The organism is Bacillus sp. TCT6, assembly GCF_056033845.1.
In genome coordinates this window covers 399,923-423,011 of record NZ_JBVYHX010000001.1, presented here as the reverse complement: position 1 = coordinate 423,011, position 23,089 = coordinate 399,923, and the positions used below count along the sequence as shown (strand labels likewise).

The 23,089-nt window shown below is 36.0% G+C and carries 23 protein-coding genes; 4 read left to right on the top strand and 19 right to left on the bottom strand.

From position 1 onward, the window contains the following. From AC0ONG_RS01950 to AC0ONG_RS01895, 12 genes are all read right to left on the bottom strand, one after another. Positions 1 to 330 (bottom strand): hypothetical protein, encoded by a 330-nt coding sequence (locus AC0ONG_RS01950; RefSeq protein ID WP_000964465.1) that lies wholly within the window; start codon positions 328 to 330, stop codon positions 1 to 3. A gap of 21 nt (positions 331 to 351) precedes the next feature. After that, positions 352 to 693 (bottom strand): hypothetical protein, encoded by a 342-nt coding sequence (locus tag AC0ONG_RS01945; protein ID WP_000665762.1) that lies wholly within the window; start codon positions 691 to 693, stop codon positions 352 to 354. 318 nt (positions 694 to 1,011) lie between these two features. Further along, positions 1,012 to 3,411, bottom strand: coding sequence for a M6 family metalloprotease immune inhibitor InhA2 (gene inhA2 / locus AC0ONG_RS01940; RefSeq protein ID WP_001252974.1), 2,400 nt, complete (start codon positions 3,409 to 3,411; stop codon positions 1,012 to 1,014). A gap of 382 nt (positions 3,412 to 3,793) precedes the next feature. Then, positions 3,794 to 4,441: a fructose-6-phosphate aldolase gene (gene fsa, locus AC0ONG_RS01935; RefSeq protein WP_000667666.1), complete on the bottom strand. Its 648-nt coding sequence runs from the start codon at positions 4,439 to 4,441 to the stop codon at positions 3,794 to 3,796. Positions 4,442 to 4,475: 34 nt separating this feature from the next. Continuing rightward, entirely contained in the window at positions 4,476 to 5,402 is a 927-nt protein-coding gene (gene rbsB, locus AC0ONG_RS01930; protein WP_000758976.1) for a ribose ABC transporter substrate-binding protein RbsB, read from the bottom strand. 14 nt (positions 5,403 to 5,416) lie between these two features. Continuing rightward, positions 5,417 to 6,352 carry an ABC transporter permease subunit gene (locus tag AC0ONG_RS01925; RefSeq protein WP_001074641.1) on the bottom strand — a complete coding sequence of 312 codons (936 nt, stop codon included), beginning with the start codon at positions 6,350 to 6,352 and terminating at the stop codon, positions 5,417 to 5,419. A gap of 2 nt (positions 6,353 to 6,354) precedes the next feature. Continuing rightward, on the bottom strand, positions 6,355 to 7,839 hold the full coding sequence (gene rbsA / locus AC0ONG_RS01920) for a ribose ABC transporter ATP-binding protein RbsA (protein ID WP_014894838.1): 1,485 nt from the start codon (positions 7,837 to 7,839) through the stop codon (positions 6,355 to 6,357). Positions 7,840 to 7,857: 18 nt separating this feature from the next. Beyond that, positions 7,858 to 8,253 carry a D-ribose pyranase gene (rbsD, locus tag AC0ONG_RS01915; protein WP_000716153.1) on the bottom strand — a complete coding sequence of 132 codons (396 nt, stop codon included), beginning with the start codon at positions 8,251 to 8,253 and terminating at the stop codon, positions 7,858 to 7,860. Continuing rightward, on the bottom strand, positions 8,250 to 9,146 hold the full coding sequence (rbsK, locus tag AC0ONG_RS01910; RefSeq protein ID WP_001132863.1) for a ribokinase: 897 nt from the start codon (positions 9,144 to 9,146) through the stop codon (positions 8,250 to 8,252). Before rbsK ends, rbsD begins: the two co-directional genes overlap by 4 nt. 13 nt (positions 9,147 to 9,159) lie before the next feature. After that, positions 9,160 to 10,131, bottom strand: coding sequence for a ribose operon transcriptional repressor RbsR (gene rbsR / locus AC0ONG_RS01905; protein WP_000104047.1), 972 nt, complete (start codon positions 10,129 to 10,131; stop codon positions 9,160 to 9,162). A gap of 138 nt (positions 10,132 to 10,269) precedes the next feature. Next, entirely contained in the window at positions 10,270 to 11,883 is a 1,614-nt protein-coding gene (locus AC0ONG_RS01900) for an MDR family MFS transporter (protein ID WP_000437644.1), read from the bottom strand. A 19-nt stretch (positions 11,884 to 11,902) separates the two neighbouring features. Further along, the gene (locus AC0ONG_RS01895) at positions 11,903 to 12,361 is read right to left on the bottom strand and encodes a MarR family winged helix-turn-helix transcriptional regulator (RefSeq protein ID WP_001132365.1); all 459 of its coding nucleotides are present in this window, start codon (positions 12,359 to 12,361) and stop codon (positions 11,903 to 11,905) included. Between the two features lie 269 nt (positions 12,362 to 12,630). Between AC0ONG_RS01895 and glpT the strand changes: the two genes are divergently transcribed. Continuing rightward, on the top strand, positions 12,631 to 13,980 hold the full coding sequence (gene glpT, locus AC0ONG_RS01890; RefSeq protein WP_000466386.1) for a glycerol-3-phosphate transporter: 1,350 nt from the start codon (positions 12,631 to 12,633) through the stop codon (positions 13,978 to 13,980). Positions 13,981 to 14,098: 118 nt separating this feature from the next. On the opposite strand, the gene AC0ONG_RS01885 is transcribed toward glpT, so the two are convergent. The 6 genes from AC0ONG_RS01885 to AC0ONG_RS01860 form a co-directional block, all read right to left on the bottom strand. Continuing rightward, on the bottom strand, positions 14,099 to 14,215 hold the full coding sequence (locus tag AC0ONG_RS01885) for a DUF4027 family protein (protein WP_000834733.1): 117 nt from the start codon (positions 14,213 to 14,215) through the stop codon (positions 14,099 to 14,101). A 202-nt stretch (positions 14,216 to 14,417) separates the two neighbouring features. Continuing rightward, positions 14,418 to 14,840 (bottom strand): universal stress protein, encoded by a 423-nt coding sequence (locus AC0ONG_RS01880; RefSeq protein ID WP_000277998.1) that lies wholly within the window; start codon positions 14,838 to 14,840, stop codon positions 14,418 to 14,420. Between the two features lie 65 nt (positions 14,841 to 14,905). Next, positions 14,906 to 16,357: a SulP family inorganic anion transporter gene (locus AC0ONG_RS01875; protein ID WP_000487912.1), complete on the bottom strand. Its 1,452-nt coding sequence runs from the start codon at positions 16,355 to 16,357 to the stop codon at positions 14,906 to 14,908. Between the two features lie 433 nt (positions 16,358 to 16,790). Continuing rightward, positions 16,791 to 17,135: a DUF4064 domain-containing protein gene (locus AC0ONG_RS01870; protein ID WP_000831286.1), complete on the bottom strand. Its 345-nt coding sequence runs from the start codon at positions 17,133 to 17,135 to the stop codon at positions 16,791 to 16,793. Positions 17,136 to 17,147: 12 nt separating this feature from the next. Then, positions 17,148 to 17,678: a DUF4352 domain-containing protein gene (locus AC0ONG_RS01865; RefSeq protein ID WP_000277056.1), complete on the bottom strand. Its 531-nt coding sequence runs from the start codon at positions 17,676 to 17,678 to the stop codon at positions 17,148 to 17,150. Positions 17,679 to 17,811: 133 nt separating this feature from the next. Then, positions 17,812 to 19,059, bottom strand: coding sequence for a hypothetical protein (locus tag AC0ONG_RS01860; RefSeq protein ID WP_000738865.1), 1,248 nt, complete (start codon positions 19,057 to 19,059; stop codon positions 17,812 to 17,814). A 175-nt stretch (positions 19,060 to 19,234) separates the two neighbouring features. On the opposite strand from AC0ONG_RS01860, the gene AC0ONG_RS01855 reads away from it, so the two are divergent. After that, the gene (locus AC0ONG_RS01855; protein ID WP_000565487.1) at positions 19,235 to 19,912 is read left to right on the top strand and encodes a response regulator transcription factor; all 678 of its coding nucleotides are present in this window, start codon (positions 19,235 to 19,237) and stop codon (positions 19,910 to 19,912) included. A gap of 11 nt (positions 19,913 to 19,923) precedes the next feature. Beyond that, on the top strand, positions 19,924 to 21,315 hold the full coding sequence (locus AC0ONG_RS01850) for a sensor histidine kinase (RefSeq protein ID WP_000822549.1): 1,392 nt from the start codon (positions 19,924 to 19,926) through the stop codon (positions 21,313 to 21,315). Positions 21,316 to 21,480: 165 nt separating this feature from the next. Here AC0ONG_RS01850 and AC0ONG_RS01845 read toward each other — a convergent pair whose 3' ends face one another. Further along, complete coding sequence (locus AC0ONG_RS01845) at positions 21,481 to 22,002, bottom strand: dihydrofolate reductase family protein (protein ID WP_000085772.1); 522 nt, start codon at positions 22,000 to 22,002, stop codon at positions 21,481 to 21,483. Between the two features lie 75 nt (positions 22,003 to 22,077). Between AC0ONG_RS01845 and AC0ONG_RS01840 the strand changes: the two genes are divergently transcribed. Continuing rightward, positions 22,078 to 23,064: a helix-turn-helix transcriptional regulator gene (locus tag AC0ONG_RS01840; RefSeq protein ID WP_003276662.1), complete on the top strand. Its 987-nt coding sequence runs from the start codon at positions 22,078 to 22,080 to the stop codon at positions 23,062 to 23,064. Positions 23,065 to 23,089 lie beyond the last annotated feature (25 nt).

The window sequence follows — 23,089 nt, the reverse complement described above, 5'->3', positions numbered from 1 at the left end:
TTAAAATGCATATTGATATAATCCGTAATATAATGGAAGCGTTGGAATAATGCCAATTAATTTAAATATAAAAGGTAATGGCTCATCTCGCTCTTCATATAAACGAAAAACAAAAACTGCAGTTAAAGTCCAAATGACGCTAAACAAGAAGATACATTTCCAAACAATCGAGGTTAATATTTGTATATCAAATACAAAACCAAAGAGCCCTATCCACGTAATAATAGATACTACAAAGTCAAACTTTTGAATTGGTGTTTGAAACATACCCCTTACTAACGAAATAATAGCTAACATTGCTACAATAACTAAATATATTTTCCAAAGCATAATGATAATCTCCTATTCAATTCAACTTTTAACTTTCAGCAAACCATATTTAATAAACAATATAGCATTATATTTTTCATAGAAATAATACAATGGATAACAAAATAAAAAGAAAATAAGTACAGTTGGTACATTGTCTACAATAGAAAAATATTTTACTAGTAATTCCTTAATACTCTCTCCAATAATAATAAACAATGGAATTATACAAATCATCGCTAATATTAAACATGACGTTACCCTTATTTCTTTCAACTTCACCTTACAATGTGGACACCTTAATGAAAAAGGATGTGGGAGATCAATAATATGTTGTACAGTAATATCCCCTTCACACTGTGGACATCCAATAACTTCTTTCATTTATCGCTTACTCCTTTCTATCTATAAAAAGAGCCCTATTGAATAGAACTCTTTTTTGCCCAATATATTACTTTTGTGTATAACCAAATAACAATGTAAATAAATTGAGCCGTAAAGGCAATAATACATTACTTCTTTTAAAAAGAAAGTTTATAAATAACGACGATACTTCGACAATTTCCTCGGAAATATTTCCTTTCCCCACATAATTTGATACACTACACATGAATAAACACTTGTATTACATAAACTAAAATAATAACTTACTGTACAAATTAAAAAGCACACTCTTCATATGAAGAATGTGCTTTTATGTTATTAACGTTTAATCCAAACAGCGCCTGCCGATTTATCTTCTGCCTGTCCAACAACTTGGAATTTAAGTCCAAGGTTTGGAACTTTTCTTCCTGCGTCTGCAATTTGCTTGTTACTATATACTTTTGAATCATCAAAAGTTGTAACACCTTGTAATCCAGAATAGTTAAACTGACCACGTGTTAATGAATTTACACTCCATGCTGGTGTTTTATCAAATGAAAATGCAGCATCTGCAATTTGCATGCCCGTATTACCGTATGCTGGTTTTCCGTTTAAATTACCAACTAGCGCTTCTGGATGAGAATCTACAACACCAAGGAATCCTTCACCTGGATGCACCCCCACCCAGTTATCTTTAAAGCTATCATCTGCATACCAAACGACAAGACCTGTATTATACACTGGACCTTTTCCTGCTTTTAAACCATTATCTGATCCCGCATAGTTTCTCCATTCTAAGTAGTAATAATGAGCTTTCTTCTCTGTCCCATCAGAAACAACAAAACCATTTAAATTCATTTTAGACTGTCCTTCTGCATCATCAGAAAATACAACTTGTCCATCAACAGTTACATTTACATCGTCCATCGCAAAACCTTTATATGTTACAGCCGGATCTGTAATATAGTCGAATTGTAGTTTCACTTTTTTGCCTTTAAATTGACTTAAATCATATGATTTATCAATCCATTTCCCATCTGTTGTATCTTTATCTCCTTGGACTACTTTTTCTCCAAGTCTATCAATTAACGTCTTCGTTCCATCTTCTGTTACTGCATGTACTTCGACGAAATCGCACTCTGCTTCTAACTCATAATTTGCTTTATAATCGAATTTTGCATTTGTTCCTTTTGTTAAATCAAAGAAAGGTGTCTCTAACGTTGTATGCATATCATCGCCTCTTGTACTATAATATGCATGCTTTCCAAACTCCGGTTTAATCGTTTCAACACTTTTACCTGGTAAGTTAACACGTACAACGCCTGGACGATTTGATTTCGTAACACTTTGATCAATATAGGTAGGAACTCCCACACCACTCTTAATTTTATCGTAATCTACTTCTAATATTTTTGCCCAGTTGCCACCCATATTCTTTTGTAAGAAGTCTTTATTTTGTGGTGAAAAACTTGTCGGCTCCGTTCCTGCGATTTTTCCTGTCCAACTACCTCCACTCATTAATGACCAAGCTTCGACAGGTGAACCATTTCCAGTATATTTCGTGTCATATTCATCTGGTAATCCAAGATCATGTCCAAATTCATGCGCAAACACACCTACAGCTCCATCTTCTGGTTCAATTGTGTAATCATGTGCTGCTACTTTTCCACCAAAGTAATCTACTTTTGATTTTGTACCTTCAATCGCTACTGGATCTACTGCTAATTTTGAACGATGTGACCAGATCGCATCATCACCTAATTTACCACCACCTGCTTCTTGACCAACACCAGCATGGATTACCATTAAATGATCAATTACACCGTCAGGTTCATTTTGATTCCCATCCCCGTTTGTATCATACCTATCAAACTGATCAAACTGAGATAAATCTAGTCCTTTCTCAGCAGCTGCATGCAAAGCTTCTTTCACTAAATCACGTGCACCTTTCGGACCTTTATTATCGTGACCACTGCTACCATCAGCTCCATAATCAGATGCTTTTCCTGGAACTGTTAGCCACTCCGTTACATATCCGTCTGTCGTATAACTACCACCAGACTGCTCTTCATAGTATTGTTTAAACGTTTTTACTTTTGAACCATCAAATAATGTATAAGGCTCCTTACCGAACAACATCTTTTGATAATGTTCTCTACTAAAGTCTTTCGAATACATATAACCTGGTGTTTGATCAATATTATTATGTTTATAATCACTAAATTCAACGAGTAGCACTAATACTTTATCTGATCGAACAGATCCTTTATATGGAGCTTGCTTTGCTTTTGAAGTTGGAACTTGCCCATTCAATTGCTTTTTATTTGGTTCTGGCTTTTGCTCAAGATTAATATTTTTTTCAGTCTTTTTTACATTTTCCTTTTCTTCCATCTTTTTCTCTTTTACTTTTTTTGTGAAATCAGACGTTTCTTGTGAGTGAGCATCTGGAAGAATTTCTTTGTTCGCCTGATCTCCTTGTTTCTTTTCAATATATTGCTCGACAGCCTTTTTCGTCTCTTCTTTAGAAGATGCTGGATTAATTGTTCCTCTTTCTTTCAAAGCTTCCGCTAAACGATCTTCTTGAATTAAATTGTAATCAATTGGCGTTGTAGACACATTCTCTTTCTCTTTTGCTGGCGTTTCTGCATATGCTAACGGCGCACTCATTACAGATGTGCATCCGATAATTGCTGCAATTGCTAATGATGACAACACTTTAAATGGGGCTTTTCTTCTCATTCCATTTCTCTCCTTTTATAAAACTTAAAATTCAGATAAATCGGTGCGTTTTTGTCGAAATCTCTGTTTACTACCCTCCCTATATAAAAAGACATAATTCTATAAACATTAAACTTTCTGTTATAGAATCATGCCCTCCAGTTTTCTGGTCAGACCCTCTATCTGTTTATCCCTTGGTTCAACTAATAATCAGTGTGCTGATGAACAAAGCCCCCACTTATTAACGTTTCACTTTATATCGAAATATGAAAAATAAAGAGTTATGTGATATATATTAAATATCTTATATAACAAATTTAAAAGACAATATGCAAAATTGCATGAAAATTCTTTTAAATAAAAAAGAATCCTAGTCAATTAAACTAGGATTCTTGATTTTCTATTATTTCTCTTGTGTTTTTTCCCAATCAGCTAAGAATTTCTCAATTCCTTGATCTGTTAATGGGTGCTTCACTAATGAAGCAATTACGTTTGCTGGGATTGTTGCAATATGTGCACCGTTTAATGCTGCATCAGTTACGTGAACGCTGTGACGTACAGATGCTGCAATGATTTCTGTTTCGATGCCATGAATTGCAAAGATTTCTGCGATTTGACGAATTAAATCCATACCGTTATGACCGATATCATCTAAACGACCTAAGAATGGTGAAACATATGTTGCACCAGCGCGAGCTGCAAGTAATGCTTGCACTGCTGAGAATACTAATGTAACGTTTGTACGAATTCCTAAATCAGAGAACGCTTTTACTGCTTTTAAACCTTCTGTTGTCATTGGAACTTTTACAACAACGTTTGGAGCAATCTTCGCTAATTCTTTTCCTTCTTCAATCATTTTATCAGCTTCTAAGCTAATTACTTCTGCACTTACAGGTCCTTCTATAAAGCTGCAAATTTCACGAATACGCTCATGGAAATCTACGCCTTCTTTTGCTACAAGTGATGGGTTTGTCGTTACTCCAGCTACTACGCCTAATGCATTTGCCTCTTTAATTTCGTTAATGTTTGCTGTATCAATAAAAAATTTCATTTGTTATTCTTCCTTCCTAATTTTCATTTTATATTTATTTATTTTTCTTAATAAGCTCTAATTCAATCGGAATAGATTTGTCCACTTTTTTACCTTGTGTTATCTCTTTTGCTGTTTGCATCGCCTTCTCTCCGATTAATTCCGGTTTTTGAGCGACTGTTGCAGCCATACGCCCATCGTTAACCGCTTTCACAGCATCTTCAGTTGCATCAAATCCAACAACGACTACATCTGTTTTTCCAGCAGACTTCAATGCTTCAAGTGCACCTAATGCCATCTCGTCGTTATGCGCAAACACGGCTTTAATATCGCTATTTGCTTGCAAAATGTTTTCCATAACAGATAATCCTTTCGCTCTATCAAAATCAGCCGCTTGTTTGGCAACTACTTTTAAAGACTTATCGGCTACGTTATGGAATCCTTTCCCACGTTCACGAGCAGCAGACGATCCAGGGATTCCTTCTAACTCAGCAACGTTTGCTCCTTCGCCGACTAATTCACGAATGTAATCACTAGCCATTTGACCACCTTCGATATTGTTAGAAGCAATGTGAGAAACAACCTTACCTGAATTTGCAACGCGGTCTACTGTAATAACAGGAACATTTGCTGCATTTGCCGCACTTACCGCTGAAGCAACAGCATCTGAATCGGTCGGATTAATAACAACTACATCGACACCCTTTTGAATTAAATCTTCAACATCGTTCGTTTGCTTTGCTGCATCATTTTGCGCATCAACAGCAATCAATTCGATGCCGCTATCTTTCGCTTTCTTTTCTGCACCCTTTTTCAAAGTTACAAAGAAGGGATTATTTAAAGTTGAAACAGAGAATCCAACTTTAATAGTTTTATTTCGACCTTTATCGCTAGAATCCTTTGCCCATTCTGGTGGTTCCATTGAACAACCAGCAGTAATGACCATAATACATGCAACGAGTATAAGTAACCATTTCTTCATGAACTGTCCCTCCATTATGCTTCTTTTCGGCGATCAATTAATACAGCTAGTAAGATTACAAGTCCTTTTACAACTTGTTGGAAGAAAGAAGATACACCTAATAAATTTAAACCGTTATTTAGTACACCGATAATTAGTACACCGATGAATGTACCAACAATCCATCCTCTTCCCCCAGAAAGACTTGTTCCACCTAATACAACTGCTGCAATTGCATCTAATTCGTAAGAAGTACCTGCAGTCGGCTGTGCAGAATCTAGTCGTGATGTTAAGACAATACCTGCAAGCGCTGCCAAAATTCCAGAAAGACCGTAAATCATTACTTTAATTCTCGTAACATTAATACCTGATAGTGCTGCTGCTTCTTCATTTCCACCAATTGCAAATGTACGACGGCCAAATGTCGTTTTCTTCAAAATGAAGTACAGTACTGCGAAAGCGATCATCATTGTAACAGCTGGTACCGGAATACCAAGAAAATAACCGCGGCCAAACATTTGGAACATTAAATGATCACCAAGACCGGTGATCGGACGTCCGTCCATATAAACAAGCGTCAACCCACGAAAAATAGTCATTGTTGCTAAAGTTGCAATAAATGGAGCTACTTTTCCTTTCGCAATGATAATACCGTTTACAATTCCCATTACAAGACCTGCTAATAGTCCAACTGCCATTGCAAGGAACGGATCCATGCCACTTGCCATCATTCCAGCAACAAGTGCACTTGATAATGCTAAAATAGAACCTACCGATAAGTCAATACCCCCTGTTAAAATTACGAAGGTCATTCCGAATGCAATAAGCGCATTAATCGATACTTGACGCAGTATATTAAATAAATTTGGAATTTCAATGAATGCTGGATTTAAAGCTGTAATTACGACGATAATTAATACTAAACCGATTAAAGAACCGAGTTGTTGTAATACATTCCCCTTCTTAGCCATCCTTACTCTCCCCCTGTAGCTAGTGCCATAATAGACTCTTGTGATGTCTCATCTTTCCCTAAAATGCCGCCGACTTTTCCTTCATGAATGACAAGAACTCGATCACTCATCCCTAAAACTTCCGGAAGCTCAGATGATACCATAATAACGGCATCGCCTTGCTCTGTAAGCTTATTCATGATAGAGTAAATTTCTTTTTTCGCTCCAACATCTACACCTCTTGTTGGCTCATCTAAAATAAGTAATTGCGGATGAATGCCTAGCCATTTTGCGATTACAATCTTTTGCTGATTTCCACCAGAAAGAGATTTCACTGCCTGCTCCCCGCTAGATGCTTTCACATTAAGAAGCTTCATCATATCTTCTGTAAACTGCTGTTCTAGCTCGTTGCTCAGAACACTTCCTTTTGAAAGACTTTCTAAATTCGGTAACGATAAGTTTTCGCGAATAGAGAAATCTAACACTAATCCTTCAGATTTTCTATCTTCTGTAATGAAAGCAATTCTCTGTCTAATTGCATCTATCGGACTATCAATTTTTACTTCTTGTCCATTTATAAAAATTTGTCCAGAATCTAAAGGTTCATAACCAAATATCGCTTTCATAATATCAGTGCGTCCAGCTCCCATCAAACCAGCAACACCAAGGATTTCACCTTTTCTTACTTGAAACGAAACATTTTCAAATTTCCCTTTCTTCGTTCCGTTACGCATTTCAAAAATGACATCACCAATTTGACTATTTCGCTCTGGGTAACGTTCACCAATGCTGCGCCCCACCATCATACTCACTACTTCATCAAATGATGTTTCTGGAATTAATCTCTTTCCGACGTATTCTCCATCACGCAAAATCGTAATGGCATCACATATCGAGAAAATCTCTTCCATACGATGCGAAATGTACACGAATGAAACACCTTCTTTACGTAACTTATTGATTACTATAAAGAGCGTTTCGATTTCACGATCCGTCAGTGCCGCAGTAGGTTCATCCATAATAATAACGCTCGCGTTTGTCATTAATGCTTTCGCAATTTCGATAATTTGCTGTTGTCCAACCGATAGTTCCTCTGCTAACATAGCGCCTCTTACATGCAATCCTAGCTCTGCTAGTTGCTGCTGCGCAATCGCGTTCATTTGTCGAGTGCGTAAAATACCTGTTTTCCCATACATTAACTCTTTACCGAGAAACATATTTTCAGCTACTGTTAAATTCGGCAATATGTTTAGTTCTTGATGTATAAATGCTATGCCGTACTCTTCAGCTTCTTTCGCATTTTTAAAGGTGCGCTCTTGCCCATCAATCGTGATTGTCCCACCATCTTTTTTGTATACACCTGTTAAAATCTTCATGAGCGTTGATTTACCCGCTCCATTTTCCCCCATCAATGCATGGACTTCTCCTGTTTCAATCATAAACTGTGCATTCTTCAAAACAGAATTGCCATTGAACGCTTTTGAAATGTTTTTCATTTCAATATGCATTCCCATCACTTCCCTTTATTAAAAAATCACGCCTGCATGTAAAATTACATTTGCATAAGGCGTAGCCTCGCCTGTACGAATAATCGCCTTCGCTTTCTTTGTATGCTCTTTAAATTGTTCATGAGATACATACTCAAATGCTGGCTCTATTAATTTCTGCTCGATCTCTTTATTTACTTCCGCATTATTTATAATGACTTCTTCTGCTAACGTCACTTTTTCGATTGCCATATCATCAGCTACAACTTGTAACACCTCTAAAAAACTCGGTTTTCCAATCTCAACAGCTAAATCAATTCGTTTTACTCCATACGGAATCGGTAACCCGCAATCAGCAATTACAACCGTATCTGTATGCCCAAGTGAAGCAAGGACTGCCGCGATTTCACTGTTTAATACACCATGCTTTTTCATCCAACAATCACCTGCACTTCACGTACTCGATCTCTCGTTGGCATACCGCCCTGTGCTCCAAGTTTCGTTACAGAAAGACCACCGGCAATATTCGCGAAACGAATTGCTTTTTGAAGTGTCTCTCCTTCAGAAAGTGCAACTGCTAACGCACCATTAAATGTATCACCAGCTCCAGTTGTATCCACTACATCAACAGCAATGCTAGGAACATGTACAATCTCCGTGCCATTGTGGAAACGAACACCGTTAGAACCTTCTGTCATCAATAGTTTATTTGGATATTTAGCCAGTAAATCTTCAATTGGTGATTTAAAATCATCTAATACGATGCGGCACTCATGTTCATTTGGCGTAATATAAGTTGCTTTTTCTAAAATTTCTTCTGATAAAACTTGTGCTGGCGCTGGATTCAACATAACAGGAATATTATGTTCCTCACAAATAGCCAATACATATTTTACTGTTTCAAGTGGAATTTCTAGTTGAAGAACAACCATATCCGCTTTTACAAGAAGGTCTTTGGAGCGATCTACAACTGACTTATTTACAAGAGCATTTGCCCCTTGTACGACAACAATACTGTTATCTTCTTCTGCTAAAACGATATGAGCAATTCCTGTCGTTCTATCTGTAACCGGTACCACATAATCGATAAAAATGCGTTCGTTCTCTAAATTTTTTCTAACTACTGTTCCATAATCATCATTTCCTACCGCTCCAACCATTGCTACATTTGCTCCTAACCTAGCTGCAGCAACTGCTTGGTTTGCCCCTTTCCCTCCTGGGATTGTATGAAACGCTTCACCAATTACTGTTTCTCCTGCTTTCGGCCGTTTTTTTGAAACAGCCACTAAGTCCATTGAAATGCTTCCTACTACTGCAATATTTGGCATCTGTTTCATCTCCTTACTTCGTTGTATTTCGTTCTATAATTTCAATCGGCAAACGATAGTGTTTCTCTTCTAATGTATTTCCTTCCATTTGTTCTAACAACAACTCTGTTGCAATTTTCCCCATTTCATATATCGGTTGTGCAACTGTTGTAATAGATGGATACATCATTTCTGTTAAAGAAATTCCATCAAATCCAATAATTTGTAAATCATCTGGAATGGCAATCCCCTTTTGAAGTGCAGCCTTTACAATACCAATCGCAATTAAATCATTCCCAGCAACAATACCATCAATATGCGGGTATTCTTCTAATAATTCCATCGCTACACGCTCACTATTTGCTGGATCAAACGTACTCTCTGCAATCATATACGAAAGATTATTTTGCGTAATAACGTCTACAAAACCTTCAAAACGTTCATTTGCAGTACTCACATCACGTGGACCGCGAATATGTGCAATATGTTTACATCCTTTATCTAGTAACAACTTTGTCGCAGCCTGACTTCCTGCATAGTTATCTGCATATACAGTAGGAATACGCTCATTAAACATACGGTCAATCGCAACAACCGGGACAGATAAATTCATGTAATTAACACTATTTTGTGGATTCGTTGCTACAATAAATCCATCTACATTATTTTGTCTAAGTACATCAATGTATTGTTTCTCTTTTTCTAAACTTTCATCAGAGTTACAAAGGACAACTGTGTAACCTTGTTTATGTGCTACATCTTCTACGGCACGTGCAACTTCTGGAAAGAACGGATTCACGATATTTGGAACAACTAAGCCAATTAAACGAGACTTTTTATTATACAGTGAACGCGCTACTGTACTAGGCTTATAATCTAACATCTCAATTGCACGCTCTACCTTTTTTAATGTATCTTCGTGAACATATCCATTTTTATTTAAAACTCTGGAAACGGTCGCAACAGATACTCCCGCTAATTTCGCAACGTCTTTAATCGTACTCATTCTCTTTTCTCCTCATTTCATGTAACCGTTTACAGAAAATAATATAACGTATTTCTAAAAATACGTCAATCATTTCTCACTAAAAAGCTTTTAAGGTTATACTCAAAAAAAACACCACCATAAGGCGATGCTTCTTCATTACGAGTATGATACAGTTTTTTCTTTTTCTTCTACAGCAGGCTCTTTAGCATCTTTTTTACGATCTGATAATTTAATTTTTTGTAAGAAAATCGTAAAGATGGCACCTACTACGATAAATACTAATCCTGTTAAGAATACAGTATGAAGCGAGTCTACTAAAGAGTTTTTCAAAATAGGTACAATGCTGTTAGCGAACGCTTCTGGCATTTGTTTTAATGCCTCTGGGCTAAATAGCATCGAATATAAACCTTGTGGATCTGTGTGAATCATATCTTTAAATTTCGTTACCATTTGTCCCGCTTCTTTCGGGAATGTATCTAATACAGGTACTAATTTATTTGTTAACGTTGTACCTGAAGTGTTATTCATAATTGATCCTAAAATTGTAATACCAAATGTTCCACCAATTTGACGGAAGAACTGACTTGATGACGTTACGACACCAAGGTCTTTTTTCGGGAAGCTTTCTTGTAACGCTAATGTTAATGTCGGCATTACAAGACCCATTCCTAAACCGATAACCATCATATAAGAAGTAGCTGTAAGCTTCGTTGTGTGCATATCCATCGTTGTTAATAACCAGAAACCACCCGCCATAATAAGCATACCTGCGATAATTTGTGGTTTTACACCAACTTTTAATACAAGTTGCCCACCGATAATACTCATTACAATCATTGTAATCATCATTGGAGTCATAATTGTTCCTGATTCAGCAGCACTTACTCCTACAATACCTTGCATGAAGAATGGTACGAACATAATCGCGCCGAACATTCCAATACTCATAAAGAATCCAATCGCATTCAGTATTGTAAATGTGTGATTTTTAAAGAAATGCATTGGTAAAATCGGCTCTTCAGCTTTCGTTTCAACAATAACAAAGCTAACGATACCAATTACAGCTAGTGCAAATAAACCGATAATTTGCCAAGAGTCCCATGCATAATCTTTTCCGCCAAACGTTAGCGCAAGTAATAAACTTACAACACCTAGAATCATCGTAAAGATTCCAGCGATATCAATTTTAATTGGTCCTGTTTGTTTATGTGATTTTAATCCCATTGCAATAAAGATTGTTGCTAAAATACCAACCGGTAAGTTAATGTAGAATACCCATCTCCAGTTCACTGCATCTACAATCCACCCACCAACTTGTGGTCCAATTACAGAAGCAAGACCGTATAACGCACCAAAAATACCTTGCCATTTCGCACGTTCTTTTCCCGTGAACATATCTCCAATAATAATCATAGCCATTGGCATCATAATACCGCCACCAAGACCTTGAATACCACGGAAAATAATTAATTCTGTCATACCATTCGCCATACCACATAACGCCGAACCAATCATGAAAATAACTAGCCCTGTTATATATACGTTACGACGACCAAGTAAATCCGCTAATTTACCTGCAATTGGTACAACTGTCGTTGATGTTAACATATAAGCTGTCGTTAACCATGTCATTAAACTTAATCCGCCTAGGTCACCGACGATACGTGGCATTGCTGTACCAACAATTGTTCCATCTAATGCAGCAAATAGCATCGCTATTACTAAACCGATTAACAACAACTTTCTATTTTGATTTTCTTGTTGCTCCATGTAATCTCCTCAATTCCTCTTAGTTATTCTCTTTTTTCTCTTGTGTCCCGCAAATAATGGTTTCTAACTTCTCAAAGAGACGTAATAAATCTTCTCTTTCTTGCAACTCTAAATGTGAAAAGTATTTTGCAATATGCTCGTTGCGAGCTGTCATTGCCTCTTCTACTCTAGCTTTCCCCTTTTTCGTTAACTCGATGATGACAACACGACGGTCATCTTTGTCGTGATAGCGTTCTACAAGTTCTTGATCGATTAGACGATCAATCATCACTGTAATCGCGCTAGGCTTCACATACATCTTTTTTGCTAATGTTGTCGCTCTTGAAGCCCCATAATGATCTAGAATCTTTAAAATATAAAACTGCGGTGGTGTAAGTCCTGTTGCTTGCATTTGTTCTAATAACTCCGTCTGCATTTTCTTTCCAATCGAAAAGGCTAGAGCTTGAATTTTATCGATATGCGTCATATCATTTGGCATGTTATCCACCTCTTATTTAAACAATAAAATATTTAACGTATTTAAATATTAATCCCACGAACAAAATCCGTCAATACTTTTATTCATAAAAACGTTTACATTTTTGTCACAAAGTTGTATAATTTTCGACGAAGTTAATATTGACAGTCACGGAGAAACGGAGTACACGGCTATGAATCATAAAAAAGGAAACTTTTTTATATTTCATGGCCTTTTTATATTCTCTGTCTTAAAACGCTTCGAATTAATTAGGGGAGGATTTTCATTTTATGTTTTTCACACAATTATTTAAACCTGCGCCCCACGCGGAACGCTTACCAGCTGATCGCGTTGATAGCGAATACCGTAAATTACGTTTACAAGTATTCTTAGGTATCTTCATTGGTTATGCAGGTTACTACTTTGTTCGAAAAAACTTTTCACTAGCAATGCCATACTTAATCGAGCAAGGATTTAGTAAAGGGGAACTTGGGGTTATCCTTTCAGCAGTATCTATCGCTTACGGATTAAGTAAATTTCTTATGGGTATCGTATCCGACCGTTGTAATCCTCGCTACTTTTTAGCAGCTGGGCTATTTTTATCAGGTATCATTAATATTATTTTCGGCTCATTTTCTTTCATTACAACGAGCATTATACTTATGTTTGTACTTCAGTTTTTAAATGGATGGGTACAAGGCATGGGATGGCCTCCTTGTGGTCGTACGATGGTTCACTGGTTCTCTATTAGCGAACGTGGTACAAAAATGTCTATTTGGAACGTCGCTCATAATGTCGGCGGCGCGCTGATGCCTTCTCTTGTAACATTAGGCTTATACTTCTTTGCAAATGACTGGCATAGTATTTTTTACTTCCCAGGTATTCTTTCAATTTTAGTTGGTATTTATGTACTAATTACAATGAAAGATACACCTCAATCTTGTGGACTACCTTCTATTGAAGAGCATACTGGAGAATATCCACCAGATGAGAAAATAAAAGATCGCGAACGCGAACTTTCGGCAAAGGAAATTTTATTTAAATACGTACTAAACAATAAATTTTTATGGTACATCGCTATTGCGAACGTTTTCGTGTATTTCGTACGTTACGGCGTTGTAGACTGGGCTCCTACTTATTTAGTAGAAGAAAAAAGCTTTACTCATAGTAGCTCACGTACTGCTTACGCTCTATATGAATGGGCTGGTATTCCAGGTACACTTCTTTGCGGATGGATGAGTGATAAACTATTTAAAGGACGTCGTGCACCTGCTGGTATTTTATTTATGATTGGTGTATTTATCGCAGTTCTTGTTTACTGGTTAAATCCTCCTGGTAATCCAATGGTTGATAGTATCGCTCTTGTCGCAATTGGATTTTTAATTTACGGACCGGTTATGTTAATTGGTCTACACGCTCTTGACTTAGCACCAAAGAAAGCTGCTGGAACTGCAGCAGGCTTAACTGGATTCTTCGGTTACTTAGGCGGAGCTGCTTTCGCTAGTGCCGCTATGGGCTTTATCGTAGATGCATTCGGGTGGGATGGCGGATTCATCTTATTACTTGCATCTTGCATACTTGCAATGTTCTTCCTTGCCCTTACTTTAAATACAGGGTCAGTAAAATCAAAACAAGCTTAAATAACATATAAAAATCATAAAAATAGCTCTTAGCATCTACATACATGCTAAGAGCTATTTTTTATTTTCATTGCTGTTCCTACTAATGATAACAACCAATTCCTTCCCTACTCTAATATTAAAAAATTTGATGAAACACCTTTATTAAAACAGCTAACGTAACAGATGCAGCAAATCCCCCTAGACAAATTAAGCTTACCCCTTGACTATATGACAAATTTTGAAATGATTTCATTGCTTCCATCCTCCCTATCTCCCCTGTGATACTTTTATTTTACCAATGGGAAAAATTTCATAACATCGATTTCTCTAACAACTAACTTACAAATTTGTAAGTTAACATCTTTTCAACTTATATATCTAGTATTTCCACAAATAAGAGTTATTTATACATAAAAAAGACCTCAGTTATACTAAGGTCTTCATTACATTCTATTTTATTTTATAATCATCACCGGACATTTCACTCGTTTTGCTATTTTATGACTGACACTACCAAGCACCATTTCTTGCAGTGTATTTAGCCCTCTGCTTCCAGCGATAACAAGATCTATATCTCCTGTATTTACATATTGAACAATTGTATCTCCAGGATCACCATGTAATATCGTAATTGTATAAGAAATGTTCTCTTTCTTTAATAGACCTTCAATCTCTTTTAATTTATCTTTTCGACTAGCTGATATTGTTTCTAAGTCTGTTTGACCTTGTATAATATCTGATTTTGCCGTTCTATTATCTACTACGTACACAACTTCAACATTTGTTTCTTCGCTACATTTCGCAATATATGTTGCATGTTCCGCTGCTCGAAGTGCATGTTCAGAACCGTCACATGCTAATATAATTTGTTTGTACATATGCTGAATCCCCTTTTCGTTATCCTACTCGTATTATATAATAAAGCCCCCTAAAAAGGAGGCTTTTAACTAGCAATTCTTTTATTATAAGTAGCCAAATTTGCAACAAGTTTTGAGCTACGTTCATTTAATCCTGTTATACTTACTTTCACACCACTTTGCTCATACTTCATGATAACTTTATCAATTGATGCCACTGCTGAATCATCCCATACGTGCGCATGAGTAAAATTCATTTCAATTTCTTTTACATCTTCATTAAATGAAAAATTATTTATGAAATCGGCTGTAGATGCAAAGAAAAGTTGACCGTGAATTTCGTATATTTTCTTATTTTCAATATATAAATGTTTCACGTGAATCTTTGCCATATTGAATGCAAATAACACCGCACTAATTACTGTTCCGATAATTACACCTAATGCTAAATTATGTGTAATTAAGACAATCACAACTGTTACAATCATAACAAATGCGTTTCCTTTTGGTACTTTATGAATCGTTGTTACAGAGTTCCAATCAAACGTTCCGATTGAAACCATAATCATAACCGCAACTAAAGCTGCCATCGGAATATGAACGACATAATTCCCTAAAACGAATAGTAATACGATTAAAAATCCGCCCGCTACAAATGTTGATAGGCGACCTCGTCCACCTGATTTAATATTAATAACAGATTGACCGATCATTGCACATCCTGCCATTCCTCCGAAAAATCCAGCAACGATGTTTGCGATCCCTTGTCCGCGTGCCTCTTTATGCTTATTACTTTCTGTATGCGTCATATCATCTAAAACTGAAGCTGTTAATAAAGACTCTAGTAAACCAATGATTGCAAGCATAACTGCATAAGGTAAAATAATCCCTAATGTTTCTAATGTAAATGGCACATCAGGAATACTAAAGAACGGTAATTCTTTCGGTAGGCTTCCCATATCCCCTACTGTTTTCAACTGTAATCCGCTCATAAGTGCAATACTCGTCACAATAATAATTGAAATAAGCGTAGAAGGTACAGCCGTTGTAATACGTGGAAATAAATATATAATTGCAAGTCCTAATACAACGAGTGCATACATTTGCCAAGTTGCATTTTTAAAATGCGGTAATTGCGCTGTAAAAACTAAAATTCCAAGTGAATTTAAAAAACCACTCATAACAGATTTCGGAACAAACTTCATAAATGAGCTCAGTTTGAACACGCCAAAAATAATTTGGACGATACCTGTTAATATTGTTGTAGCAAATAAATATTGCAAACCATGATCTTTAACAAGCGTTACCATTAATAATGCCATTGCACCTGTTGCAGCTGAAATCATTCCAGTTCTTCCGCCAACAAATGAAATGGTAACCGCAATACAAAAGGCTGCGTATAGTCCAACTGTCGGATCCACGCCTGCAATAACAGAGAAGGCTATCGCTTCAGGGATTAATGCTAAAGCAACGACAATTCCTGATAACACGTCCCCTCTCACATTAGAAAACCAGTCATTTTTTATCGTTTGAAACAAAATACCACTCCTCTACTCCTTTATAATTTGATTTTCTCCATAAGAAAATCTAGCCGACTGCACGAAAGCTATTATATAACGAGTAGAAGATTTTTTGCTATGTAAAAGTTTCCTAAAAAAGATGTTACCTTCGTAGCTTCTTTTCCTAGAATATCAGGAAGACTTTAAATATACTATCACCTATTGTTGATTTAACGTACAACGATTTCGGATTCTACCGTATGTCAAATGAAGAGAACTTTGTTTGGATGGATGAAAAATGCACATGTAATTCAGCTCATTTAATTGAGTAGTCCAAGGATCAAGATATTAGCTACTCAAGGAATTCATTTACATTTCTATGGATATTTCCACTTCATATATGAGGTTTAGGATTAGAGGAGTTTATGCTAATTTAATGAAATTAGTAAAAGCACTCTTTCGAGTGCTCATTTTATGCAGATACAGTTGCTTTATCCTTACGGAATATGCCCATTAATCCACCGATTAATAATAATACGCCTGGTAATAAGTAAATTATAGAAATACAAATAAATCCACCGATAGCAGCCACAGTCATCATAATACCGCCAACCTTCGCTTTACTTCTTACCATAACAGATCCAACAATTCCTAAGATTGATAGAGCCACAGCTCCCCAACCTAAGCCAATAACAGTATTTGCTCCATCAGCTTCAAAAGCAGCTCCCATACCGCCGATTAATAAAGCAACAAATGCACAAATAATACCAAAAATACCTCCAATAAGACCTAATACAAATTCAGCTGTTCTTTTCATCTTAATCTCTCCTTATTTAGCAACTTCAAATTCAAATTTCACTGATTTCTCGTCAAATGTAAATGTAGGTTTAAATGTACCAACAAACTTATCGCCTTCTGGTACATCAAATAACATTTTGTTTGTAATTTGGTTACCTGGCGCAATATTTTCGTTTATAAACGTATTTTCCCCACCAAAGTACTCTTTGAATTGGTTGCCGTTAGTATCAGCAATTTTTAATTCAGAAGTTCCAAAATATATATCTTTTTTGCCATTATTTTTAGCATTAAAAGCGATTTCTAGTACTTTCCCTTTTTCAGCTTTTACGTATTCGTTAGGCTCAACGAATTTAGCTGAACTGAAAGTAAGTTGTAGGCCATTAACTTCTACCGTATCTCCAATTTTATAAATCTTGCTTTCAGCTTTTTCCTTTTTATCTTTCTTTTCAGCCTGTTTAGGAGCATCGTTTTTACTCACTTCTTTAACTTCAGTTTCACCACAAGCAGCTAAACTAAAAGCAAGTGCACCTGTTAAAGCGATAGTACCCAATTTTTTATACATTTCTTTTCCTCCGATTATGTAAAATGTAAGATTTCCGAAACTATCATAACAGAAACAGTTACAACTTTTTTGTCATATTTTGTCGAGGGAAATAAAAAAAGACGCTATATCAGTAGCGTCTTTTCTCATTTTATTAATGTCCACCGTGTCCTTGACCACTTTCCTGAACAATTTCTAACCTCTCATCTAGTATTCCTTGTGTTTCAAATGAAATATCACTCGTACTTCCTAATAAGAAGCCATGATTATATGGTCCAAGTGTTGGATCATCTTTAAACTTCGGCTGAATAGTAGCAAGGAAGTCATACACTGGTTGTGAAGCTTTCCCTTCTTCTAACAAGACAACAGGTGCGTGTTTACCCATATGTGAAAAAGGTGCTCCAGCAACTGCTAAATCTGGTGTTTTGCTTGAAACAAATGATAAACCGTGACCAGGTTTTGTGAATCCCCAGCCAAATTTTGTTTTTTCATCTTTAAATTTAGCGAACGCAATCGAGTTTTCTGTAGGGGTCTCTCCACTAATACGCGTTACTTTCCCGTATTTGCTTAACTCTTTTTCTACTTCTTTTGAAACAATTTTTTCTGGCCCTAATACATATATATTTGCTTTATCTTTTCTCATTTTTAATGCCTCTATTGTCGCTTCTGGCACTTTATTCTTTTCTGTATAGAGTAGTGGTTCCGGCATATGAGAAATCCAATTTACAGCGGGTGTTGTATATAAACGTCCTTCTTCTGCAGACGAACCGATAATAACACTATTTGGGTAGCTTCCTGTTATATCGGCATACTCCTTATCAACATCCTTCGCAAATATAGCTGGGTCCGTTTCTTTTATTTGTTTTACTTTATAACCTTTCAATTGTTCAAGCGCGCTAGTACCTACATCTCCCATCACCATAATTTGTGTTCCATCTTTCGTTCCGATTGGATTTAATCGTTTTATTTCTTTTAACGTCATTTCCGGTATCTTTTCTTTTTCTATAAATAAAATCGGCCCGTTATTCGGATGATGAATAAGGTCTGCACTCGCAATACCTAATTGCCACTCGCTTGCTGGTACTAAAATAACAGCACCTGGCTGGTTCTCTTTATGGGTTGCTGGCCATATCGTTTGCGAAGTTAACACTGCCATTTTTAGGGGGTCATTTGTATTTAACCTCGTTACATTTTTTAGACTTGTCGTTAATAAATCATTCGATGCCCCTTCGTTCATTTCTTTTGGCGCGGTTACTTCCTGATTCATTTTCATTTCCTTTTGCTCTGTTTTCTTCTCTTTTGTAGATTCATGATTTTTATGGTCTGTATTCGTTTGCCCACATGCAGCAAGACCAACTGCTGTAATTATTGTTATCCCAAAAATTCGGGTCATTTTTTTCACTATACCGCCTCCGTATTAATCATTTTTGAGCCAATATGATTACCTAAAATGTAATTTCAACTCCACAATAACAAGCAATTCTGAAGAAATTATGCAGACACATCATAATCTGCACCATTTCTTCATGATTTTGCATTACACTTTAAGTAACGATTATAAATATGGAGGGCTCTCTATGATTGATATACTGCTCGTAGACGATGAACCGAGAATGCTTGAATTATTAACGCTTTATCTTACTCCAATTGGATATAACTGCGTATGTGCGACTTCCGGAGAAGAAGCTATTTTACATATAGAAAATCGAAACTTTAAATTTGTTTTACTCGATATTATGATGCCAAAGATGGACGGATGGGAAACGTGCAAAAGAATCCGTTCATTTAGTAACGTTCCTATTATTATGGTTACCGCTCGTGATCAAACAGTAGATGTCATCCAAGGATTAAAACTCGGAGCGGATGATTACGTAACGAAACCTTTCCATGAAGAAGAACTTTTCGCAAGAATTGAAGCCGTTTTAAGACGTACAAATGAACATAAACAAATCCAATATCACGGTATTGTATGGGATGAAACAAAACACTTCGCTTCTGTACATAATGAAGAACTTCTTCTCACACCGATCGAATTCTCTTTACTCGGGTTATTTTTACGCCATGTGAATTATGTATTAAGCCGTGATCAGCTCATTGAACGAATTTGGGGATTAAACACAAATACAGAAGATCGCACAGTCGATTCACATATTCGTAATTTGCGTGATAAATTGCGAAAAGCAAATTTCCCTATTGATCATCATTTAAAAACCGTGTATGGAGTAGGTTATCGATGGATTGATACCGAACATTAAGGAGCAAAGTGATGAAACGAATCTCTATTCAATTCGGATTTTATTTTTTAATTGTCACACTTTTAATTGAAAGTGTTCTATTTGTATTGCTCTATTATAGTCTCGTAAACACTAGAGTAAATGAAGAAATGACTGCTTTATTAAAACGTGGAAACAGTCATCGTGATGTACTTGAAAAATATTATGATAAGCAAACAATCTCTCACGTAGCACTAATGGAATCTGAAGCTGAAACAACTGTCGTTATTACAAATACAAATAAAGAAATACTAGCTAAATCTAACGAAATAAACACGACTATAAACGATCATATTAGTAAAATGCAAACTCGAACAGACCATAATGGAGCGATTATAGAAAATCATTGGAAAACATCTAATTATATATGTACAGTTAGCCCTATTGTAGTCGATGGAAAACATGAAGGCTATGTGTACATGTTTCTTGGAACAGAATCAATTGAAAAGTTGGTTAATGGATTAACGAAACAATTCATTATTGCTGGTGCCATCACGTTTCTACTCACAGTCATCACAATTTTCCTATTATCACGTTTATTAACAAAGCCATTGTTACACATGAAACATGCAACTGAAAAAATGAGTAAAGGCGATTTGTCCGTTTCATTAACGACTACTCGAAATGATGAAATTGGTGAACTAGCATCATCTATTCAAACGCTCGCAAATGATTTACATTATATGAAAACAGAGCGAAGTGAATTTCTAGCAAGTGTTGCTCACGAATTACGAACACCGTTAACATACGTACGAGGTTATGCTGACATTGCTTTAAAAGAAAGCACCCCTCCTGAACAACGTTTGCGATATTTATCAATTATAAAAGACGAGTCTGATTACATTACAAACTTAGTTCAAGATTTATTTTCACTTGCACAAATAGAACAACATAGCTTTTCTATTCAAGTAAAGGAAGTGCATTTACACACCTTCCTTACTCGCATAGCTGAAAAAGTAAACGCCATGTATAAAGAAAGATACATTAAAGTTTCTTTCTCTTGTTCTCCTACATTGCTAGTAAACTTAGATGAACAGCGATTCGAACAAGTGATAGTGAACATTTTAAATAACGCTTATAGACATTCAAAAGAACATTCTCATATAAACATTTCTATTACAGACGAACATAAACGTATCTCCATTACAATTGAAGATGAAGGCGAAGGTATTCCACCTGAAGACCTCCCTCACATTTTTGACCGCTTTTACCGTGTCGATAAAGCAAGATCACGATCTACAGGCGGAACTGGTTTAGGACTCTCTATCGTGAAGGAAATTGTAGAACTACACGGCGGAAATATTACTGTAACGAGCGAAGTCGATTACGGGTCTTGCTTTATAGTTTCATTACCATCCATAAAGAAACACGACTATCATCAATAGTCGTGTTTTTTTATCCCGCATTAACGGGCAGTAAGACCCCTACATCAAAATTCAGCGGAAGCAAAGAAGTTAGGTGGAGGATCAACTGCCCGTAAAAGCCCGATTGGTTCAACTAATAATCAGTGGGAGATGAACAAAACCCCCACTGATTAAAGTTTCACTTTATCATTTTACTTTATAATATAAATTTACAAATTGCCCAAAACGTTTCGTATCCGTTAAAGTTAAATTAATTTCTGGATTCTTGTCTTGAAATAACGGAACTCCAGAACCTAATATATGCGGTGTAATTGTAACAACATATTCATCAATTAAATTATTCTTAAAGAACTCTCTCAGTAGACTCCCTCCACCGACCATCCATATTTTAGATCCTTCTTGCTCTTTCAACCTTTTCGTAAACTCCACTACCTCTTCATTTACAAAATCCACGTGTTCATTTGAACCTTTTTGTGAGTTAGAAAAAACATAACATTTTTTATCTAAATACGGGAATGTTTCCATATGCTCTACTACATAATCGTACGTTCTTTTTCCCATAATTATTGTATCAATCGTTTCGTACATTTCTGTATAACCGTTATCTCCCTCTCCTTCGGTTTCCATTAACCACTGTAAATCATCATCTTCTTTCGCAATATATCCATCCAAGCTAGCGGCTATAAATAAAACTATTTCACGTGACATATTTTTTCCTCCTTACATCTCATCTTGATAACATTATGCTGTAAACAATATACTAACAATAAAACACGACAATTTATGTCATGTTTAAAAAGAAAAAAGGTGATACATTTGTCAAAAGCTAAACGCTTATTAGATATTCTTATATTTGCTTCTGCAAAAAAAGCATTTACAGCTCAAGAAATAGCCGATGAATTTAATATTTCCGTTCGTACTGTCCATAGATATATTTTAGATTTAAGTGATATGGGATTACCCATTTACGCTGAACAAGGTCGCAACGGAGGATATAAAGTATTAACGAATAGAGTAATTCCGCCTATTTTATTTACCGAAGAAGAAGCAGTCTCCATCTTTTTTGCCTTTCAATCTTTAAGCTACTACAGAGACTTACCTTTTAACACAGCAATAAATTCCGTTACACATAAACTATATAGCTCCCTACAACATGATGCGAAAGCGAAAGTTGATAAAATACGTTCTTATATCGCTTTTTGGAATCCGAAGAGAACAATTGATACACCTCTATTAAACGCAGTGTTAAGTGCGGCTATTGAAAATAAAAATTTACACTTTCAATACGAATCTAAATCGGGGATAAAAACAAAACATGTTCATCCTATCGGTGTATACGCTCATGATGGGCTATGGTACTTACCATCCTATGACTTCAGGAGAAAAAAAGTATTACTGTATCGTGTTGATCGTATTCTTTCTATATTATCAACAGAAAAAAATGAAAGTACGTTCATGAATTTAGAAGAATGGTTTACCTCTAGCTCTAACGTAGTGCACATTCCTACCCAATTACATGTTTTACTAACGACAGAAGGCGTGCGCCAATGTAAAAGTGTTCCTTACCTTGAAGAATTCGTGGTAATAAACGAAGACGGGACAGGATATATACATTCAACAATTGATAAAGGCGAAATCAACTTTATTACCCCTTTATTTTATAGACTTGGAAAAGATGCACGAATTTTAGAACCGAAAGAATTGATAGATGGTTTACTTATGCGTGCGAAAGAAGTTTTACATATGTATGAAGACGAAAAAAGCTGCTAAATATAAGCAGCTTTTTTCGTCCCGT

Excerpts from the sequence above, each read along its gene's own strand:
- AC0ONG_RS01950 (WP_000964465.1), bottom strand. The coding sequence starts at position 330 with ATGCTTTGGAAAATATATTTAGTTATTGTAGCAATGTTAGCTATTATT.
- AC0ONG_RS01945 (WP_000665762.1), bottom strand. The coding sequence starts at position 693 with ATGAAAGAAGTTATTGGATGTCCACAGTGTGAAGGGGATATTACTGTA.
- inhA2 (WP_001252974.1), bottom strand. The coding sequence starts at position 3,411 with ATGAGAAGAAAAGCCCCATTTAAAGTGTTGTCATCATTAGCAATTGCA.
- fsa (WP_000667666.1), bottom strand. The coding sequence starts at position 4,441 with ATGAAATTTTTTATTGATACAGCAAACATTAACGAAATTAAAGAGGCA.
- rbsB (WP_000758976.1), bottom strand. The coding sequence starts at position 5,402 with ATGAAGAAATGGTTACTTATACTCGTTGCATGTATTATGGTCATTACT.
- AC0ONG_RS01925 (WP_001074641.1), bottom strand. The coding sequence starts at position 6,352 with ATGGCTAAGAAGGGGAATGTATTACAACAACTCGGTTCTTTAATCGGT.
- rbsA (WP_014894838.1), bottom strand. The coding sequence starts at position 7,839 with ATGCATATTGAAATGAAAAACATTTCAAAAGCGTTCAATGGCAATTCT.
- rbsD (WP_000716153.1), bottom strand. The coding sequence starts at position 8,253 with ATGAAAAAGCATGGTGTATTAAACAGTGAAATCGCGGCAGTCCTTGCT.
- rbsK (WP_001132863.1), bottom strand. The coding sequence starts at position 9,146 with ATGCCAAATATTGCAGTAGTAGGAAGCATTTCAATGGACTTAGTGGCT.
- rbsR (WP_000104047.1), bottom strand. The coding sequence starts at position 10,131 with ATGAGTACGATTAAAGACGTTGCGAAATTAGCGGGAGTATCTGTTGCG.
- AC0ONG_RS01900 (WP_000437644.1), bottom strand. The coding sequence starts at position 11,883 with ATGGAGCAACAAGAAAATCAAAATAGAAAGTTGTTGTTAATCGGTTTA.
- AC0ONG_RS01895 (WP_001132365.1), bottom strand. The coding sequence starts at position 12,361 with ATGCCAAATGATATGACGCATATCGATAAAATTCAAGCTCTAGCCTTT.
- glpT (WP_000466386.1), top strand. The coding sequence starts at position 12,631 with ATGTTTTTCACACAATTATTTAAACCTGCGCCCCACGCGGAACGCTTA.
- AC0ONG_RS01885 (WP_000834733.1), bottom strand. The coding sequence starts at position 14,215 with ATGAAATCATTTCAAAATTTGTCATATAGTCAAGGGGTAAGCTTAATT.
- AC0ONG_RS01880 (WP_000277998.1), bottom strand. The coding sequence starts at position 14,840 with ATGTACAAACAAATTATATTAGCATGTGACGGTTCTGAACATGCACTT.
- AC0ONG_RS01870 (WP_000831286.1), bottom strand. The coding sequence starts at position 17,135 with ATGAAAAGAACAGCTGAATTTGTATTAGGTCTTATTGGAGGTATTTTT.
- AC0ONG_RS01865 (WP_000277056.1), bottom strand. The coding sequence starts at position 17,678 with ATGTATAAAAAATTGGGTACTATCGCTTTAACAGGTGCACTTGCTTTT.
- AC0ONG_RS01855 (WP_000565487.1), top strand. The coding sequence starts at position 19,235 with ATGATTGATATACTGCTCGTAGACGATGAACCGAGAATGCTTGAATTA.
- AC0ONG_RS01850 (WP_000822549.1), top strand. The coding sequence starts at position 19,924 with ATGAAACGAATCTCTATTCAATTCGGATTTTATTTTTTAATTGTCACA.
- AC0ONG_RS01845 (WP_000085772.1), bottom strand. The coding sequence starts at position 22,002 with ATGTCACGTGAAATAGTTTTATTTATAGCCGCTAGCTTGGATGGATAT.
- AC0ONG_RS01840 (WP_003276662.1), top strand. The coding sequence starts at position 22,078 with ATGTCATGTTTAAAAAGAAAAAAGGTGATACATTTGTCAAAAGCTAAA.